Origin of the sequence: Solirubrum puertoriconensis (assembly GCF_001483135.1) — a bacterium.
GTDB classification, from domain to species: domain Bacteria; phylum Bacteroidota; class Bacteroidia; order Cytophagales; family Hymenobacteraceae; genus Solirubrum; species Solirubrum puertoriconensis.
Map to the genome: position 1 here is coordinate 746,806 of NZ_LNAL01000006.1, position 19,086 is coordinate 765,891.

The 19,086-nt window shown below is 57.9% G+C and carries 13 protein-coding genes; 6 read left to right on the plus strand and 7 right to left on the minus strand.

What is annotated here, in order from left to right:
• Positions 1-99: 99 nt before the first annotated feature.
• Positions 100-684: a DUF4269 domain-containing protein gene (locus tag ASU33_RS08070; RefSeq protein ID WP_059070023.1), complete on the minus strand. Its 585-nt coding sequence runs from the start codon at positions 682-684 to the stop codon at positions 100-102.
• 139 nt (positions 685-823) lie between these two features.
• On the opposite strand from ASU33_RS08070, the gene ASU33_RS08075 reads away from it, so the two are divergent.
• From ASU33_RS08075 to ASU33_RS08085, 3 genes are all read left to right on the plus strand, one after another.
• Positions 824-1,411 (plus strand): HPP family protein, encoded by a 588-nt coding sequence (locus ASU33_RS08075; protein WP_059070025.1) that lies wholly within the window; start codon positions 824-826, stop codon positions 1,409-1,411.
• Positions 1,412-1,929: 518 nt separating this feature from the next.
• Complete coding sequence (locus tag ASU33_RS08080) at positions 1,930-3,021, plus strand: AI-2E family transporter (protein ID WP_149867106.1); 1,092 nt, start codon at positions 1,930-1,932, stop codon at positions 3,019-3,021.
• Positions 3,022-3,290: 269 nt separating this feature from the next.
• On the plus strand, positions 3,291-4,400 hold the full coding sequence (locus ASU33_RS08085; protein WP_149867107.1) for a hypothetical protein: 1,110 nt from the start codon (positions 3,291-3,293) through the stop codon (positions 4,398-4,400).
• A gap of 225 nt (positions 4,401-4,625) precedes the next feature.
• Here the strand turns inward: ASU33_RS08085 and ASU33_RS08090 are convergent, their stop codons facing one another.
• Together ASU33_RS08090 and ASU33_RS08095 are read right to left on the minus strand one after the other, a co-directional pair.
• Entirely contained in the window at positions 4,626-5,354 is a 729-nt protein-coding gene (locus tag ASU33_RS08090) for a TlpA family protein disulfide reductase (protein WP_059070029.1), read from the minus strand.
• A gap of 126 nt (positions 5,355-5,480) precedes the next feature.
• A complete protein-coding gene (locus ASU33_RS08095; protein WP_059070031.1) occupies positions 5,481-5,933 on the minus strand; it encodes a hypothetical protein in 453 nt (150 codons plus the stop codon).
• Positions 5,934-6,206: 273 nt separating this feature from the next.
• On the opposite strand from ASU33_RS08095, the gene ASU33_RS08100 reads away from it, so the two are divergent.
• The 3 genes from ASU33_RS08100 (at position 6,207) to ASU33_RS08110 (ending at position 7,217) form a co-directional block, all read left to right on the plus strand.
• Positions 6,207-6,455 carry a hypothetical protein gene (locus tag ASU33_RS08100; protein ID WP_059070033.1) on the plus strand — a complete coding sequence of 83 codons (249 nt, stop codon included), beginning with the start codon at positions 6,207-6,209 and terminating at the stop codon, positions 6,453-6,455.
• A 66-nt stretch (positions 6,456-6,521) separates the two neighbouring features.
• Positions 6,522-6,848 (plus strand): YegP family protein, encoded by a 327-nt coding sequence (locus tag ASU33_RS08105; protein ID WP_059070035.1) that lies wholly within the window; start codon positions 6,522-6,524, stop codon positions 6,846-6,848.
• Between the two features lie 96 nt (positions 6,849-6,944).
• Positions 6,945-7,217 (plus strand): UBP-type zinc finger domain-containing protein, encoded by a 273-nt coding sequence (locus ASU33_RS08110; RefSeq protein ID WP_059070037.1) that lies wholly within the window; start codon positions 6,945-6,947, stop codon positions 7,215-7,217.
• Positions 7,218-7,288: 71 nt separating this feature from the next.
• On the opposite strand, the gene ASU33_RS08115 is transcribed toward ASU33_RS08110, so the two are convergent.
• From ASU33_RS08115 to ASU33_RS08130, 4 genes are all read right to left on the minus strand, one after another.
• The gene (locus tag ASU33_RS08115; protein ID WP_059070038.1) at positions 7,289-8,464 is read right to left on the minus strand and encodes a neutral zinc metallopeptidase; all 1,176 of its coding nucleotides are present in this window, start codon (positions 8,462-8,464) and stop codon (positions 7,289-7,291) included.
• An 893-nt stretch (positions 8,465-9,357) separates the two neighbouring features.
• Complete coding sequence (locus ASU33_RS08120; RefSeq protein ID WP_059070040.1) at positions 9,358-10,917, minus strand: ATP-binding protein; 1,560 nt, start codon at positions 10,915-10,917, stop codon at positions 9,358-9,360.
• Positions 10,918-11,111: 194 nt separating this feature from the next.
• Positions 11,112-16,157, minus strand: coding sequence for a LamG-like jellyroll fold domain-containing protein (locus tag ASU33_RS08125; RefSeq protein ID WP_160328158.1), 5,046 nt, complete (start codon positions 16,155-16,157; stop codon positions 11,112-11,114).
• Between the two features lie 343 nt (positions 16,158-16,500).
• Positions 16,501-18,936 (minus strand): TonB-dependent receptor, encoded by a 2,436-nt coding sequence (locus ASU33_RS08130; RefSeq protein WP_059070043.1) that lies wholly within the window; start codon positions 18,934-18,936, stop codon positions 16,501-16,503.
• Positions 18,937-19,086: the final 150 nt, after the last annotated feature.

Consider the following 19,086-nt stretch of genomic DNA (forward strand, 5'->3'; position numbering starts at 1 on the left):
TGGTTAAGATCTAAGGCGCCTTGTAGCGGTAAGGTGATAGCACTATCCCGCGTTTCGGCGCGTCTTGAAATGCCCTGAGCTTTTCGGGGGTTGGGCAAGCTATTTTTGCTTTTGCGGCGAAAGCGAAGCCAGGTAGGTCGCAAGCTCCTCGGATGATTTTCCTTCGAGTGTCAGAAGTGCCTCGTATGGGTCGCCGGGCAGTTGCAAAAGCTGCGCAAACGCTGGCTCTGTTTTCAGACCCTGCAGCTTAAGTGCCCGCACAGCTTCAAGCCACGCTGCTCCACCGGCTTGCAACAAGGCATGCTCCACTATCAGATGCCGGTAGGCATACTGCTGCCGTACAGGTCGGCCCTGCCCGAAGACCTCCACGGCAAACCCGCCGAACTCAAACCCGCACACCACTGATGACTGCCCACGCACAGATTTGTGGCGCAGGCTATACCCGGCAAGGTGTGCGTAGGCACGATGCAGCAGGGCCGCAAACCGCGGCTGCTCGTTGTCGGGTACTTCGCAAATCACGTCCAGGTCGCTGGTGGGCGTATCGATACCTAGCGGAATGGTGCCGGCCAACACGGGCGAGTAGGCCCGGAGCGTGTGCCACACACCGAGCTGCAGCAACACCGCATAGGCTTGCTGTTGACGGGGGCTGCCGGTGGCCAAGTAGCGGTGGTCGTGCCAATTCATAAGCCAGTACCATGACTAAGGGCCGATAATCCGGGCCTAGGTGAATAACGTGAGCCGGACAGCAAAGACCTGGCGAGGTACCGCGCGTTGCCTAACTTTGGGGCAAATCTAGGTGCGACGATGCGTCGCTGGCAGGAGCATGCGAAGAAGATTGCGCGGGCACGCCCGCCGGGTAAAGCTGATTGTATACGAAGAAACGCTGTTTGACTACCGAGAGCATTTCTGGACGTTTCTGGGCGCTTTTACCGGTATTGCCCTCATTGGTTTGCTCAACCGCCTGCTGCTTGGCCCGCACGATACCTTGTTGCTGGTGGGCTCGTTTGGGGCTTCGGCCGTGCTGATTTACGGTGTAATCAATAGTCCGCTGGCGCAGCCGCGCAATCTGCTGGGCGGGCATGTGCTAAGTGCCATTGTGGGCGTTACGGTGCACAGGCTAGTGCCCCACGAGCTGTGGCTGGCAGCGGCGCTGTCGGCCTCGCTGTCGATTGTACTCATGCAGATTACCAAAACGCTGCACCCACCCGGCGGAGCCACCGCGCTTATTGCCAACCTGGGCTCGGCAGAGGTGAAAGCCCTGGGGTATTGGTACGTGCTGATGCCGGTACTCACGGGAGCTGTGCTACTCCTTGTGGTGGCACTCATCTTCAACAACCTCACTAGCGCACGGCACTACCCCGCCAATAAGCACTGGTACAAAATCTGGCGGCGTCGGTACCCGGTGCGGTAGTGGCCGAGCCTGCTTTTGCCACATGCTAAAGCCCCTTGTAACGGGGGCTTTCTCTTTTACGCTGCATTAGCGTGCGCCTGAGAAGTCGTAGTTACTTTTTCTGAATATACTGCTTCAACTTACGTCCACTGACCGAACCGAAGGTCGGCGCAGCAGGACCGTTTCATCCGCTTCAGTCACTGCCTGGCCAATACCCGCCTCCGAGCAGCTTTCGCCTAAAAACCAAGTCATGGCTGGCTGTTAGCCATTGGTGGTTGGAGCAGCCACAAGTTCATCATAGGTGTGCACATCAAGAGCAACATTGCTCCCCGTCAGGTTTGGTAAGGCCAGTGCCAGCCTACAACGTCCCCAATTCAGATGCGCTCATTGTTCTGCGCCAGCGCAACCGCGAGGAGACAAAAGGCCGCAACAGCCACAAGAAGGAAGAAGGCAACCCGCCTTAGGTAAAAAATAGCGCCCACCTCGACAGCCGCAGGCAGGGCAAGGCCGTATGCAGGCGTATATAAACATTCCTGCATATGCCGCTGCGCAACCTCTCGTTACGCCACACCAACCAAGTATTGCTGCTCCTCGTGCTTAGCGTGGCAGTGCTGTACTTCGGGCGGGTTTTCCTGATTCCGCTGGCGTTTGCGGCGGTGCTGGCCATGCTGCTGGCCCCGGTAGCGCGGCGGCTCGAGCGGTGGCACCTAGGGCGGGTGGGCGCGGCGTTAATCTGCCTGTTGTTGCTGCTCGCATTTGTGGGCGGCTGCATCTTTATCGTTGGGGCGCAGGCGGCCAACATTTCCGAGCAGTTACCGCAAATTCAGCAAAAGCTGCAGCAACTACTGGCACAGGCGCAGCAATGGATTCAGCAGCAGTTTGGCGTGGCGCCCGAGCAGCAAATCCGGTTTGTGCAGGAGCAGGTAGGCAAGCTGGCGCAGTCGGCCAACCGCTTCCTTACCATGTCGCTTAAGGGCATTGGCGGGCTGCTCAGTGGTTTTATATTGGTGCTGCTGTACTTGTTTTTCCTGATTTGGGGCCGCGACAAACTCCGGAAGTTCTTCCTGCAGCTGGGGCCCAACGAGCGTCGCGCCGAGGTGGGCCAGATGCTCGACGAAATAACCAAGGTAGCCGGGCAGTACATTTCGGGGCGCTTGCTTTCCATGTTGTTTCTGGCCGTGTTCTACTTAATCGGCTTTTCCATCGTCGGCCTGAAAAATGCCTTGCTGCTGAGCCTGATTGCCGTATTGCCCACGCTCATTCCGTACGTAGGGGCGTTTATTGGGGCGTTTTTTCCGCTTACCATGGCATTGGTAAGCGGCTCGTCGGGGCAGGTGCTGCCGGTGGTAGGCGTGCTGGTGGCCGCGCAGGTTATCGATAACAACATCATCGAGCCCTTAGTAATGGGCTCGCGCCTCAACCTGAGTCCCATTTTTACCATCATTGCCATTGTAGCGGGCGAGCTGCTGTGGGGCATACCGGGCATGATATTGTTTGAGCCATTGCTGGCCGTTATCCGCATTGTATGCTCGCACGTGCCGGCCCTGCACGCCTACGCTTTCTTGCTCGAAGACGAAGTGCAGGAGCCGCGTTGGGTAGAGCGGATTAAGCAATTGGTGAAGCAAAAGTAGGTAGCAGATGAAAGTGTATGCTTTGCCAAGTAGTTGCAGCAAAGCCTAATACAAGCTGCCCTGTGGTAATTCTGTTGATTGATAAGTTTATATAAAATATCGACAATGTTATAAAAATTGCAATTATTTCATGGCTAACAGCAACTTAGTAAGGTTATTATAGTACACATGCAATAAAAAATTGTGTTGTTTGAAGCTTTAGCAATATGCCGCGGTTGCTCCAGGCCACTACAGCACTACCACCTATTTTCCAATCAACCACCAACCACATGAGAAATTCTCTATTGTTGGGCGTGGCTACATGCGCGCTTTCCGTTTTTAGCTGTCAGAAACACGAAGTTGAACCGAGCGGGCTTGCTGCCAAAGGTGCAGCTGCAACAGCCGCAGCTACCAGCTGCGTAAGTGATGTCATCAACTTTGAAAATGCTTCGGGGTTGTTGCAGCAAGTAACCACGGCCAATGGGGTAGTAGTACCGGTTACGAGCTATAACCCGCATTATGCCGAGCCGCAGCGCTCCAACGCGGCTATTGTGTTCAATACCAATCCGCTTTCCAGTCCCGAAGACAACGACCTAGGTACGCCCAACTGGGTGCACGGTGGCACCGGCACCGGCGACGCGGGCATCAGCGGGCCGTACATCAACGACAAGGCGCTGGGCAAGCTGGCCGTGCTGCACAACTACAAGGAGTACCCCGTGTCGGAGCCCAACGACGACGACTTCCGAACGGGTGAGGAGGCCGGTTGGATGCGCTTTAACTTCAGCAATATTGGCACCGTAACGGCTACCTCCATCACTGTAATTGATATTGAAGGTGCCGAGGCGGAGTACGGCAAGGCCGAGCTCTACAACAGCAGCGGAGCGCTCATCAGCACCGTCGACTTTCCATCGACGGGCTCCAACGGGGTGGCCGTTGTTAGCCTAGGTAACGTGGCTGGCGTTAGCGCCATTCGGGTAATCGTAGGTGGGTCGTTCGGCGTGGATAATTTGCAGTTCTGCCGCAGTACCACACCGCCGCCCACCAACCAGTGCACCTACACCCAGGGCTACTGGAAAAACCACCCCAATGCATGGCCGGTTAGCTCGCTCACGCTCGGCTCGGTTACCTACACCAAGGAGCAGTTGCTCAGCATCCTGAAAACGCCGGTAAAAGGCAACGGCTTGGTTTCGCTGGCGCACCAGTTGATTGCCGCGAAGCTCAACGTGGCCAATGGCACCAACCCGGCCGCTATATCTACAAGCATCAACCAGGCCGATGCGCTAATCGGCAACCGCAACATCCTGAACGGTGGCTACCTGGCTCCTTCGGCCACCAGCACGCTCACCGATAAGCTTGACGCGTACAACAACGGCAAGCTCGGCACACCGCACTGCGGGTAAAGCAAAGCCGTTTGCTACAGCAAAAAACGCCCGGAGCAATCCGGGCGTTTTTTTTTGCGCGGGCGGTTGTCAGCGGGCAGGGGGTAAGCCAGTTTAAGCAAACCGCTGCACGGCGAGGTTGGCTACAAATAGGAGCTAATGCCTTTTCCCCAACGCTTTGCAGGTTGGCCCATCACGCCGATGTGGCTCACTTCCTAGGTATATGTCAAGGCAGTCGGCACAGCCTTACTTCGTTCCATCAATAGCCTTTTGCATGAAGCCGGCAATGTTGGGGTGCGAAAGGGCATGGAACACCACCTTGCCTTCTTTGTCGAGCACCACATTGGTAGGAAAGGCCCTGATGCCGTACCGCTGCGCCATAGCCCGGGCACCGGGTATTTGGGCGTAGGCAAACGGGTTTTCCTTGATGAACTTTTGAATGGCGAATTTCTCGTCGAGGGCCACGGCCAGAAACACCACGTCCTGGCGTTGCGCGTTTTGCTCTACCAAGCGGTTGAGGTCGGGAATTTCGCGGCGGCAGGGCGGGCACCCGATAAACCAAAAGTTGAGCACCACCACCTTGCCGAGCAGCTCTTTGCTGTCGTACTTCTTGCCGTTGATGTCCCACACTTTGAAAGGGGCCATGGCTTGCCCGGTCTTAAAGAACGGGCTTTCCTCGGGTGCAGGCATGCGCGCCAATTGGGCAGCGCGCTCTTCGGCCGTTTGGGACACTACCACGAACACGGGGTTGGCCGGCGTATAATTGGGCGCACTCGTCAGCTTGAACGTGCCCGACGCCAACATGGCACTCCACACCGCGTACGGCAAGCGCTGGCCTTGCTCATCGTTTACTACAGAATTCTGATCAACTCGAACGCGCTGCTGCGCGGTAGCCGGAGTAGGCGGGGTTACTTGCGCAGCTGCCATGCCGCCAATGCCCAATAGCAGGCCGAGGGTAAGTACCAGTTGCTTCATTGATGCAGTAGTAATGATTGAAGTACAAAAATTGAGAACAGGCAAACGCCGAAATGGCGGTACGGGCATACCAGCTACAAATGAGGCTGCTAGGCTAGCCGCGGTGATGGCTTGGGTGTACTTGGCTCAGGACAGCAGGCGTGCCTGCTGCGCCGCTTTTATAAGAGCCGGCGCGTTTCTGAGTGTAGCCAGAGCCACCTCCTTGGCGGCTTGCTTCACCTCGTCGCGGTGGATGTCGCGGATTTCCTCCTGCACCAACTCAGTAAGGGTATGAATGGCTTGGCTGAGCGCCTCGCGTCGGGGCCGCTCGGCCCGTAGCTCGGCGTAGGCTTCGGCTAAGTGGGCCTGCATGTTCTTGCGGCGGATGTGAAACACCGACTCCTGCGCCAACTGCCGCTGCACCGAATCGAGCAAGTTTACCAGCGGCAGCAGTTTGCTGGCCCCGCTAATCATCACCCGGTTGAGGCGGTCTGGGTGTTGCGAAGCTTCGGTAGGCCCTGGCAGCTCAGCAGCATGCTCCGGCGTGGGCAGATGGGTAACATACGAATCGAAGTAATGGGGCTTATCGGCGGAGAGCATGGCCTAGGTGGCAATAGCATAGTGCAGCTACCAAGGTAGTAAGCTCGTGCGGGTTTATCGACTATCGCAACGCCAAGTTGCCTGATACCAGCACTCTGTATTACACGACCTGCCGTGTGCCCTAGGTTGCCAACCAGGCTACCAAGCACAACACCTTCACTGCTCCGTGCTAGCACGGATTTTAGTATATGTGTATTGCAATATTTGTTGATGATATGGCGAATCCCTAGGTTGGCACTGCCGCACCGATGTCAACCGCCCAGCTCCTCATTTATGATCAAAGCTTTACTCGTAGCCAGTTTGCTGTGGGTGGGTGCACCCGTGCCGGTTGTTCGGCAGATGCTGCAGGCCCGCGCTACTGCCAGCGCGCAAACCGTTTATGTCTGCATCAGCAAATCATCGGTAGCCTACCACTCGTCCGACGGTTGCGCGGGCCTGAACCGCTGCACCCACGAGGTGCGTGCCATGTCGGTGAGTGCCGCGCAAGACATGGGCAAACGAGCTTGCCAGAAGTGCTACTAACCCGAGCCACCTAGGCCTGCTGCCGCCATTTACTGCTTATCTCTCAACCTTTTTCATCCCCACCTTATGAGCAAGTTTCAAGTATTCAAAAGCACCGCCGATGGTCAGTACTACTACCATCTGAAGTCGGCCAACAACGAGATTATTCAGTCGGGCGAGGGGTATACCAGCAAGGCCAACTGCCTACAGGGTATTACCTCGGTGCAGCGCAATTGCCAGCCCGAGCGCTTCGAGCCGTACTATGCCTTGGGGCAGTACGGCTTCAACCAAGTAGCCACCAACGGCGAAATCATCGGCCGCAGCGAAAAGTACACCGCCAGTGCTGCGCGCGACCACGGCATCGAGGCGGTTATCCGGCTGGCACCTTCGGCGCTGATCGAAGACCTGGCCTAGGTACTGTTGGCCCTTGGCTGCCGCACAAAGGGCATACTTTAGAGTGGGCTGGCACCGCGCTGGCCTCAGTCGTCACGCCGATTTTTCAGCAACGCTATGCAGCCCAAAACGTGCAGCCACCTTCAGGCCCTAACCCACATTACGCCCCCAGCCGAATATGCGTGCGCCGAGTGCGTAGCAGCCGGCGACACCTGGGTGCACTTGCGCGTGTGCCAGGAGTGCGGCCACGTAGCCTGCTGCGACGACTCCAAAAACCAACACGCCACGCGGCATTACCACGCCACACAGCACCCCGTAATAGCCTCGGCCGAACCGGGCGAGCAGTGGCTCTGGTGCTACCCCGACGAAGTGTTTCTGCAATACCGCTAAGCACCTAGGGCGGGCAACAAAAAAGGGCGGACCCAACGGTTCGCCCTTTTTGCGTGTAGCGCAGCGGCTGCTTACATCACCAGCTTCGGCAGCTGAGCATCGAACAGCTTGGCAAACTCTTGCGGGCTCAGGATATGGCCTTGCTTTTGAGCGTTGTTGGCCAGGTTGTAGCCCCATTCGGCAGCGGCCAAGCGCTGCGTGGGTGTGCCGTGGTGCCCGTCGCTTGTGAAGGAACAGTCGCCGATATTGAAGAACACCTCCAGGAACAGGCGCACGCGCTTCCATTGCATGGCAGCGCCGCGGGCGTGCGAGAGGTAATAAGCCGAGTAAGCATCGGCCATCAGTTCGGTGCGGCGGGTAGCCTCGGGGCTGTCTTCTTCGCCGAACAGGTTGAGCTGAAACTGAATTTGGTGGCCAAACTCGTGGGCCAAAATGGCTTGCGGAGCTACGTCGCCGAAGCCAATGGCCGTAAAGCCTTCCATGATGCCGTCGCCCATCACGATTTTATCCGGAATGTTGGCGTAGGGCGGGTAGTTGAAGCCTTGCAGCGCAAACGCGTTGAAGGTGAAGATGGGGTGGCTACCATCGCGGTACTGCGGAATTTGGTCGGTGAGCAGCACCACGATCTGCGCCAGGGTATTGGCAGTGGTCTTGCTCAGGCCGTAAGCGGCTTCGTAGGTGCTGGCAATTTTGGCTTGGTCGAGCATCACGTTGCCGTGCATGCCCACCATCACCATCTGGCCCGATTCAATCGTCCAGAAACGTCGGAGGTCTTTAAACGTTTTGGTGAGGCGCTGGCTGTACTCGCCGTTTTGGCCAAACGTCTGATTAGCCGAGCTGTTCTCGAACACCAACGTGTAGTAGGTGGGCAAGTTCAGCATATCGTAATTCAGCACGTACGTGATTACCTGCGAGTTCCAGTCGGAAAGCTGCTCGTCGAGCCACAGGTTTATGGGCGTGCTGTCCTCGCAGGGGGTGGGCGTAACGGCCAGCAAGCGGCGGGCCATTTCCTGGTACTGCGGGTCGGTTTGCAACAGCTGCGCCGAGCGCTGCTTCAGCTTCTCTTCGGTGCCGGCAGGCAATGTAGCCCGGAGCTGCTCGATGCGCTCGATGGTGGCAGCAGTGGAGAGCTGTGCCGATTCGGTAGCTGCAACTGGCGCAACCGTGTTATCTGCTTCTTTCTGGCAACCCGTGAGCAGGGTAAACGAAGCGGCAACGCAGGCCAACAAAAGCTTTACGTGTTTCATACAAGCGGTTGGGAGGGTGAAACAGAGAGGTATAGAAAGGCCAACCCATATTGTATTAAATCAATACAATATAGGTGTGTGCTTATCCGGTGCGGCCAGCTGGGCTCTGTTGAAGAGGTGTTCTAAAGTATAATTACATCTTAAAATATCATAATAAAATCATGAATTAATTTACTGTTGGGCTTGAGATGGACGCCTCAACAAATGATTATTGCATAATATTTTATTGATAAAAGAAGAAGCTATAACGGCTCAGGCACACGGTTGCGATGGCTGCACCGGTATTATTGTATCCCAAGGTGCGTGCCTGATTACCGTTGGGCTAAGCTGTTCGGGCATCATAATTGCAACGGAAGTATGGGCGGCTTGTCCGCCTCCATAGCTCCATCTAAAAGCCCAGGGTTTTGCCCTGGGCTTTTGCTCGGTTGGGTAAGCCAGGCGCAACCGCTCTGGTAGCCGCAGGGTTAACTACGCACCAACACAATTGAGCCAATGTGCCAACGAACACGGGGCCGCAGCAGTGCTGCGGCCCCGTGTTCGTTGGGCTCGTCTGCGGGCGAAATGTTTCTCACGGCATTTCGCGCTCAGCACAGGAATGCCAGCCTTTGTTTTCCATACCTAGCAAATACATTCCTGTGCATTAACTACAAGGCCCCTAGGGGTGCTGCGTTTGCAATCCGCTCTCAACGCAAACACCTAGCAAGGCCTTGGCCAGTTGGTTTCCGGTAACCGACCAAGGCCTGCTACCGAGCTGCGCTCGGGTAAGCACCCCTTACGGATGTTGCAAAGCTGCATGCCTAGCATTAACCGCAGATTAAGTTCAAATTAGAAAACATTAACACGGCCAACATTCGGCCCAGGACGACTCGGTACCTGAACAAAAAGCCTGCAGATTAGCGGTTGCCAGGCAGCACCGAAACCAAGGTATTGTAGAGCAAGTCCTCGTCGAAGGGTTTGGCTACGCAGGCGTTCATACCGGCGGCCAAGTACTGTTGCGCGTCGGCCTCAAAGGCATTGGCTGTTAGGGCTATAATGGGCACGCCGGCGCGAGCAGCATCGGGCAGGGCCCGAATGGCGGTGGTAGCCTCAAGCCCACTCATGCCCGGCATTTGTATATCCATCAGCACGGCATCGTAGGAGTACTGGGCGGCCATCTGTATACCGGCCCGGCCGTCCTCAGCCTCGTCGAGCACCACCCCCCATTCTTCGAGCAGCATGCGGGCTACCAGGCGGTTTACCTCGTTGTCTTCAACCAACAGCAACCGCTTGCCTTGCAGAGCGGTGCGCTCGGTAGTGGTGGACTGCGGCGCGGCGGGTAACTCCGGTGCCTTGGCGCGCGGCAGCGTTATCCGCACCGCAAACGTGCTGCCTTTGCCCAGCTCGCTTTGCACTGTTAGGGTGCCGCCCATCTGCTCTACCAAGGCTTTGGTAATGGTAAGGCCTAGGCCCGTGCCGCCAAACTGCCGCGAAGTATCGGCATAGGCTTGGGTGAATGACTCAAAAATCCGGTCGATTTTATCGGGCGCAATGCCCACACCGGTGTCGCTGAAGCGAAACTCAACGGTGAGCGTGTCGTCGGTTTCGGCAATTTGGTAACCGCCCGCGTCGATGCGCCCACCCGCCGGCGTAAACTTGATGGCGTTGCTGAGCAGGTTGAGGATAACCTGGCTGAGGCGGTGCGAATCGCCGAGTACCTGCGGGTTGGGGCACGAGTCGTGCAGGCGGGTGGCCACCACCGTAATGCCTTTTTCCTCGGCTTGCATCAACAAGGGCTCTGCAGCGCGGTACAGCACTTCGCATACATCGAACGGCTCCTGCACTAGCTCCAACATGCCCGCGTTGATCTTAGTCATGTCGAGCACGTCGTTGATGACGGTGAGCAGGTGCTGGCCCGAGCTACGAATAATGCCCAGCAACTCCTGCTGACGGGCGTTGAGCGGAGTTTTGGAGAGCTGGTTGGCAATACCCAATACGCCATTCAAGGGGGTGCGAATTTCGTGGCTCATGTTGGCCAGAAAGTTGGCACGCGAGGCCGCGGCGGCTTCGGCAGCCAGGCGGGCTTGTCTCAGCTCGGTAACTTCCGTTAGGTAAAGCGTGGCGGTTTGCTCGCTGGGCTCGGGCGTTACGCACACCTTAAAATGCTGCTCGCCAATTGATAAATATTGCCGACGCACTGCGTTGGTAGCCAAGGCTTCGTGGGCCCACGCAAGCGCCTGCGTGCGTAATTGCTGCTCCAACTCCGATCCTTGTTGGCGGCGGAGTTCCTCACCGGCCTGGTTAGTGTATATCACTTGGCCGTTGGAGTGCAAGCGAAATACGGGGTTTGGGTTACGGGCCGGGATGCGAAGCAAGGATTCCTGCGCGGCAAGCTTCGCATTCAGCTCCTGAATGCGAGCGTGCGCATCGGCCAGAGTAGCAGGCAGAACGTTGGTGGAGAAGGTAGGCTCAGTCATAGGAAAACGCACGCAGGAGTGGGGGCAACTCTTGCAATACGGAAATGCAAAATCCCGTGATAAAAATACTGGGGTGCCAAGTACGTAATTACCACAGCCTTCGGTTTTAGTAGGTAAGTACCATTTTTCGAAGAAAAAAACAGCCCGACCACCAAAAGGCAATCGGGCTGTTCTGGGCGGAAAACCGGGCTGTGCTATTCTACCAGCAAGCGGCAAGCACCCGTGCCGCTGCGCACAAAGTACACGCCGCTGGGCAAGCCGGCGGGAAGGCGCAACGCGCTCTGGCCAGAGGCATCGGCGGTGGTACGAAGCAGCAGGCGGCCGGTGGCATCGTACACCTCAACTGGCGCATTGGGCTGAGCCCCAGCTACGCTGGCTTGCGTGCGGGCCGGGTTGGGCGTTACGCGCAAGGTGTGGGCAGCCCGATCGAGCACCACCGTGCGCACGGGCGAGTAGTTGGTGGTGCCGTCCAGGTCTGCCTGGCGCAGGCGGTAGTAAAGCACGCCGGCCTGCGTAGGCAGTTGCGCATCGGTAGTGGCGTATGCGTGGGTACGGTTGCTGGTGCCTTGCGCCGCTAAGCGTTCTATCTCGGCAAACTGGCGGCCATCGGTGCTGCGCTCCACGGCAAAGTATTCGCTGTTGCGCTCTTGGGCGGTAGTCCAGCTTAGCTGCACGGCAGCGCCCAGCGCTTCGGCCGTGAAGCTTACCAGCTCCACCGGCAGCGGGTTGGCCGAAGAGCCGAGCGTCCAGACGGAGAAGCCCGTTACGCCCGTGGCCGTTACGGTGTTGGCGCTGGCGTTGCGGTTGTTGGCAGCTACGTACTGCCACGGACCGGCCGTGCCGGTGGTGGAGCGGAACAAACCTAGGGAGTTTTCAGCCAAGCCGTTGAGCTCGGCCTCGGCGTAGCCGAACTCCAGCGTTACGTTCAGGCCGCTGTTGGTTTGAGCCGTAATGTCGTAGTAGCGCTTGATGCTGGTGCTCGTGCCCTGGCCCGACAAGGCCGTGCCCGTTACGCGGCGCACGGTGGTGGTGCCGGGCAACGTACTGCCGCTCGGCGTGAGGGCCAGCCCTAGGTTGCCAAAGGCCTGGCGGGTGCCGGCAGCGTTGAGCTGGCGGGTGGTTTCGACGGTGCCCGTAACGTAGCTGGCTGCCGACTCGCTGATGGTGGCCGTAGTGCCCAAGGTTACTTTGTTGGCCCCCGTAAGCAGGGTGCCGGCCGTCAGCGTCAGGCTCTGGCTCACGGTTGCGTTGGTTTGCAGCGTAAGCGAGCCAGACGTTTTGTTTACTGTCAGGCCCGTAAAGGTGGTGGCGCTGCTACCACCTAGGGTTTGAGCATTGCCACCGCGGAACACCACCGTACCGCTGAGCGTGGTCGTGCCATTGTTCGTCCAGTTGCCGTGCACCTCCAGCGTGGCGCCCGAGGCTACTGTTAGGCTTGAACCCGAAGCTATTGTTACGTCGGCGGCTGTTAGCGTGCCGCTGCTCAGGGTTGGGTAGCGGCTTAGGCCAGCCGGAATAATTACGTGCGTGCCGGCGTCGGGCAGCTTGCCAAAGCTCCAGTTGGCGCAGTCGCTGAGTACTGCGCTGGCGTTGCCGGTCCAGGTAGTAGTAGGGGTGGTGGGCACGCTAACGGTAATGGAAACCGGGGCGGTGCTGCGGTTGCCCGCAGCATCGGTTACCACCAGCTGAAAGGCGTTGACTCCCACGTTGGCGCAGGTAAAAGTAGGGCTGCTGCTAGGCACCATGCGCAGGCTCAGGTTGTCCAGGGCTGCATCCACATCGGCACCGTTGATTTCGCTACGGAATGCGAGCGTGGCGCTCGTAGCCGGTGCTACAAAGTTGTAGCTGAAGCTCGCCCAGGTAGTGCCGGGGTTAGGGAAGGTCGTTTGCTGAGTGCCGTTCAAATCAAACGCCAGCAGTGCCACCCCAATCGGAGGGTTGCCGTAGCCGGTGCCATTGCGCAGGCTGCCGCTAACCGTGTACGTGGCACCAGGCGTGAGGCCCGTTACGGTTTGCGCAATGCTGGGGTCGGTTGCCGAGGCTCCATTACTGTTCAAAATGACATAGCCACCCGGGTTGCCGCCCGTGTTGCGCCAGCCGCCGTTTGCATCCACGGTGCTTATTGTCCAGCCATTGGTGTTCGAGGTTAACTCGCCGTTGCTGATGCGTTCGGTGAGGTCGGCAATACTCAGTGTAACGGCACCGCAGGTAGAGCTACTGCCGTTGTTGATGGAAGCTACCGGCACAGTTACCGTGCCGTCGGCACCTAGGGATACGGCTACATCGCGCGACACAGCGGTTACGGTGCAGGTGCGGGTAACGGCTACCGAGTAGGTGGTAGTGGTGGTGCCGTCCTGGGCCGTTACCAATACGGTAATGGTGTTCAGCCCTGGGTTGAGGTTAATCGTGCCCGAAGCGGCCCCATTTGCCACAACCGTACCGTTTACCCTAACGGTAGCATTGGCCTGCAGGAGTGTTGGGGTTACCGTGGTAGTAGCGGCAGCGGTGGAGAGGGTGTAGCTGGAGGTGTTGCTCGCAAAGGCCGGGGTGAGCGTACCTGCGCTGAGCACTAGGTTGCTTAGGCGCGACTCGTTGGAGGGCGTGTACACCGAAATGGTGTTCGAGTAGTTGCCTTGCCCCGTCACCGAAGCTTTATCAGCCCGCACGCGGTAGTAGTACGTGGTGGCACTGGCCAAGCCGGTAATGGCGCGCGAGGTACTGTTGCCCGCTACCGAGAACGGCGAGCCGCTAATCTGGGAGGCAAACGTGTTCGAGGTAGATACTTCGAGCAGGTAATTGGTTACGCTGCCCACTGCCGGCGCCGTCCAGTTGGCTGTAAAGCCCGTGCTGCTGATGGCCGTAGCGGCCGTGGCCGTTGGCACCACCATGGCGTAGCTTTCCACCCAGTTGGAGGTGCTGCCCGTGAGACCAAAGTTGGTGAGCGTACCGAAATATGTATTAGCAGTTACGTCATCTAGCAGGTTCTGGCTGGTATTGGTACCGTTGGCCATACCATGCTCAAACGTGTAATAGGCAACCAGTCCGGCTTGGCTTGGGCTTAGCGGAGTAGCGTAGTTGGCCTGAATTTCGGCCGCCGTGCGAGCTGTGTTCCAGATGCGCACTTCGTCGAAGCGGCCGCTGAAGTAGCCATTTACCAGGGTTTGCATGGAACCCAGTACCAGTCGGTTGGGGACATTGCGTGGAGCATTGCTGGCCGAGGAGTTACTAGCTTCCAACTTCCCATCGATGTACAGTTGCATGGTGCTGCCGTTGCGTACAGCGGCCACATGGTGCCAACGCCCATCGTTCACGGCCGTTGCCGACTGAATGGTGATATCGGGGTTACCCATGCCAAAGGCTACTTTGTTCTCGAGCAGCGCCGTACCAAAGTCGTTGGTTACACCGCCGACTTCGGCATCGAGCAGGCCAACGCCTTGGTACCACTGCGTGCCTTGCGGGGCCGTTTGGGTGGTGTTCAGCCAAAATTCCAGGGTAAAGTTGCCTTGAACGGTTTGGGGCAGCACCACGTAGTCGTTGGTACCGTCGAAGTGCAGAGCATTGCCGGGCTGGGGTTGGGTAATGGTGTAGTTGCGGGTTACCGAACAGCCATTGGCATCGGTGGCCGTTACGGTGTAGTTGCCGGCGCGCAGGCCCGAAGCTGTGGCGCTGGTGCCGCCGCTTGGTGCCCAGCTGTAGGTGTAAGGAGCGGTACCGCCGCTAAGCCCAATGGTGGCCGAACCATCGGTGCCGCCCGAGGTGGTTACGTTGGTTTGGGAGGAAGTGGTGACAATCGCCGACGGCTGCGTGATGGTGACGTCGCGGGTAATTTCGCAGCCGTTCGCATCGCGGATGAGTACAGAGTAGGTACCAGCAATAAGTCCGGTAATGCGGTTGGTGCCGTCGCCGGTAGGGTTGCCAGGCGACCAGTTATACGTGTAACCCGGTGTGCCGCCGCTTACCGTAACCGTGGCACTACCACTCGCCACGCCGTTGCAGCTTATGTTGGTTTGCGCCATCGAAGCTTGCAAGGCGGGCGGCTGCGTGATGGTGACTTGCGCCGAAGTTTGCAGGCCGTTTCGGTCGGTTACCCTCACGAGGTAATTACCAGCAAAAAGGTTATTGGCAGTTGAACCGCTGCCGCCACTCGGTTCCCACACGTAGGTGTACGGGGAGGTGCCACCGCTAACCGATACGGTGGCCGAGCCGCCCCGGCCCCCGTAGCAGGTTACGTTGGTTTGCGAGCTGATTCGGGCGCTTACGTCGGGTTGGTCAGTAACGAAAATGGTAAACGTCTCCTCGAAGCTGCCTACTGGCACGCCGTTATCGGTAACACGCACCCGGATGCTGTAGCTGCTCTTGGTTTCGAAATCGAATATCGACGCCGTGCGCAAGCTATTGCCTACGATGCTGAACGAGCCGTTGTCCGCTGAGCCGGTGCCGCTTACCAGTTCGTAGGTGTGCGTTTGACCCGCTCCATCGGCATCGGTAGTACCTAACGTACCAACCGTAGTGCCTGCTAGCTGATTCTCAGCCACTGAAGAATTGGTGAGCGAGATGTCGGTAGGAGCTAAGTTGGGCGGCGGGGGGGCAAAGCGGTAGGAGCGGCCGTTTGTGAGCGTTACGCCGTTGGCAGGCTCTATGCTACTGCTGCTAGCCGTGTGCGTATTGGGATTTACCGTCAGATACTCCGTAGCTGAGGTAGCAATACCAATAGTGGTAGGCGTGCCGTTGCTGAAAGTATTGGGGCCATACACAAATCGTACAGCATTGGAGCTTTCGTAAAGCCACACTTGGTAGCGACGGGAAGAAGGACTGTTGAACGTGCTTGCGCCTCCCCATTCTACCACCAGCCTGCGGTTGGGGCTTACGCCCACCAGCCGGTAATACACACCTCCATCTGAGCCCATGGTTTGCGGAGTGGCCAGGGCTGCCACAGCTGGAGTGTTTTCCGCGGTCGGAAAATCGGACCAAGGGCTAGGGGCGGTGTTCCCGAACCGTAGCACGCCGCTGCCGTTTACCCAGGCCTGCGTGTAGGTGGTCGCGCCAAACTTAAAAGCAAAGCTACTCGGGAAGGTGAATGGTGATGGGGCTACTGAACCAAACGAGGAGTTTGGCGCAATGAGCAGCGTACCGCCGCTCATTGATTCTAGCGAATAGCCTGTTTCGGTGCTAAACGAATAGCTAGCCGCCGACTGGGCGAGTGCCGGATTCCACTTTACCGGAAACAGGTTTAACAGCATGGTGGCCAGTAGCAACAAGCCATAATTAAGCGGCCGACTGCGCGCTGCAGCCGGTACAATAGGGTAGCAATGGGGCATATGTTGAGAGAAAGTGAGAGAAGGCGGTTCTAGCCAGCGCAAAGGTCGCTGAAAGCTTGAAATATTTTACTCGCTATATGCCTTTATCTAAGACAATTGCACATAACGAGTACAAGCCCGTGCGTACACGCATGCAGTGCCAATCTGTGCCGCCAAGGCCTAGGTGCCAATTGGTATTTAGCTAATAATGAGCAAGCCGGTTAGTGGCACGTTGGGCCACCAACCGGCTTGTTTTCCGGAGTATTTTGGTTTTTGCGGTGCCGCTTTAGCTGCCAGCCCGATTAAGCTCTTCCAAGTTGGTGTTTCGGCGCTTGGTATCAACCTTGGCGCCCTGGCTGAAGTTGTAACGGACCGTAAGGCCCACGCTACGCCAGCGGAAGTACTGGTTGAAGTCGTTGATGTTGCCGTTGATGTTGGTGCTGAAGCGGTACCGATAGCCTTTGAAAATGTCGTTCACGTTCACGCTCACATCCAGCTTATCCTGCCGGAAGCTGCGCTTGAGGGCCACACCCACCCAGTGCATGGGTTCGATCTGGTACAAGCCCGAGGCCGTGGGGCCTAGGTACCGCGCTTCTATTTCAAGCCGCACTTTCGAAGGGAGCAGCAAGGTGTGGTTGCTCTGTAGCATGTAGTACAGCTGCTCGTTGGTCAGAAAGCCATTGAGGTCGTTGGTGCTGAACTTGCGGTACGACACCACCACGGTGTTTTGCGTGTCCCACCACTTAGCCAGTTTCACCGGGGCCACGCCCGTCATGCCGATGATGTGGCCGGTATCGAGGTTGTCGGTGGTGTACGTGGTGGTAGCTGCTTCCACATCCAGGATGGGCACTTCCGAAATTACGGCCGTTTGGTAATCGTAGTTCAGCGCGAGGCTGTACACCTTTTTGTACGTGTGGGCCACCCGGAAGGCGTGGGTGTACTGCGGCCGCAAAAACGGATTGCCTTCCTCCCAGGTGTACGGGTCGCGGTAGAAGCGGAAGGGGTTGAGGTTGCCGTAGTTGGGGCGCGTGAGGCGGCGGCTGTAGCTGTAGCCGATGTCGTAATCTTTGGTTACCTGCTGTTGCGCGAACAGGCTCGGGAACAGGTTCAGGTACTGGCGCCGCGTTACCTGCCCCGTGGTGTACGACTCACCTAGGGAGGTAGTGTTTTCGAGGCGCAGGCCCGCCTGCAGCTTCAGCCGCTCCGAGGCCTTTCCGCTCCAGTTGAGGTAAGCGGCCTGAATGTTTTCGCGGTAGTTAAAGTGGTTGGTGCGCAAAGGGTCGAGCACCAGCGCCCCGTTGTTAAAATAAAAGCGCGAATCGTTGTCGGCCGTTACGCGGCTGAACTTCGTGCCTGCCTCAATTTTGTGCCCGTTGGCAAGCGGCTTCGTGAAATCGACTTTGGCAGCGTAAATGCTGAGGTCGGAGAAGGTGTTTGTGAACAGGAAATCCTGGGTGCGGTTGTTGGTGCCCAGGTCGGTGAAGAAATTGAAGAAATCGGCTTTGCCGCGGTTCTTGATCTGCACCAAGTCCAAGTCGGCGGTAAGGGTGGTGCCAGCGCTATCTAGGTTGCCGATGTAGTGCAGGTTGCCGGTGTAGTTGGCGTAGGTGTTGCGGCTAATGTTGTCGGCATCGATAAAGCGCGTAGGCTCCTGCGGCGAGGCGCCTAGGTAAGTGTCCGTCAGAAAATCCGACTCGCCGCGGCGCGGAGTGTAATTAGCCATAAAGCCGATGGTGTGTCGTTTGCTCAGGCTGTAATCGGCACCTAGGCGCACCACGGCCGGGCTAATCGAGGTGAAGTTGCCAGTTGCTTGTTGATTGAAATACGTGGTGTTTTGCTCGCCGAAAAACACCCGCGTAAAGGTGGCGTCGCGGCCCCCCACGCGGCGCGAGCCATCCACCGTCAGGAAACCGTTCCACCGCTCGCGCTTTAGGTTGAGGCTGGCACCGTAGGTATGGCCAAACTGCTTGAAGTTGTAGTTGCCGCTGGCGTACACGCTGCCGTTGAGGCCGCGTTGCGTGTTCTTTTTTAGGTTGAGGTTGAGAATGCCCGAGGTGCCTTCGGCGTCGTAGCGGGCCGGCGGGTTGGTAATGATTTCGATGTTCTTGAGGTTGGCCGCGGGCATGCTCTCGAGCAGGTTGCGCAGGTCGCGGCCCGAGAGGTACGTCAGGCGGTTGTCGAGCATTACCGTTACGCCGGTTTTGCCGTTGAGCTGAATGTTGCCTTCCTGGTCGATGAACACGCCGGGCGACTTGGCCAGCACATCGTAGGCGGTGTTGCTGGCTGCCATGGCCGTGCCCTCTACCGAAACCACCATGCGGTCGGCTTCCTGCACAATCGTCGGCCGTAGTCCCTCAATTTTCACCTCCGCCAGCTGCTTGGCATCCGCTTTCAGGGTAAGCGTACCAAAATCTTTGCCCGGTGCGGTGGCGCTTAGCTCGAAGGCGGGCGTTTCCAGCATTTGATAACCCACCGACGTGATGCGCAGCCTGTAGGAGCCAGCCGCGGGTGCTTGCAGCTGAAAGCGGCCGTTTTCATCGGCAACGGTGCCGGTAATGCTACTGGTGGCACCGGCTGGTAGCACGGCCACCGTGGCAAAGCCCACGGCCGCGCCTTTTTCGTCGGTGGTAGTGCCCGTGAGCACGGCGCTTTGCTGCGCCCAGCCCGCCCGGACGACCAGCAGAAGGCAGAATAGCAGCAAGTGAGCGGAGAAGTTCTTCATACCTAGGTGCTGTTGGTTGTGGAAAGAAGGCAGAAACCCGAAGAGCGTTGCACTAATCGGGCGCGGAAACCGAGGTTTGTAGCAATAGTTACACGTGCCACTCAAAAAACTTTTGCCGTGAGCCACAAGCCCGAGCAAGGCAAAGCGGCA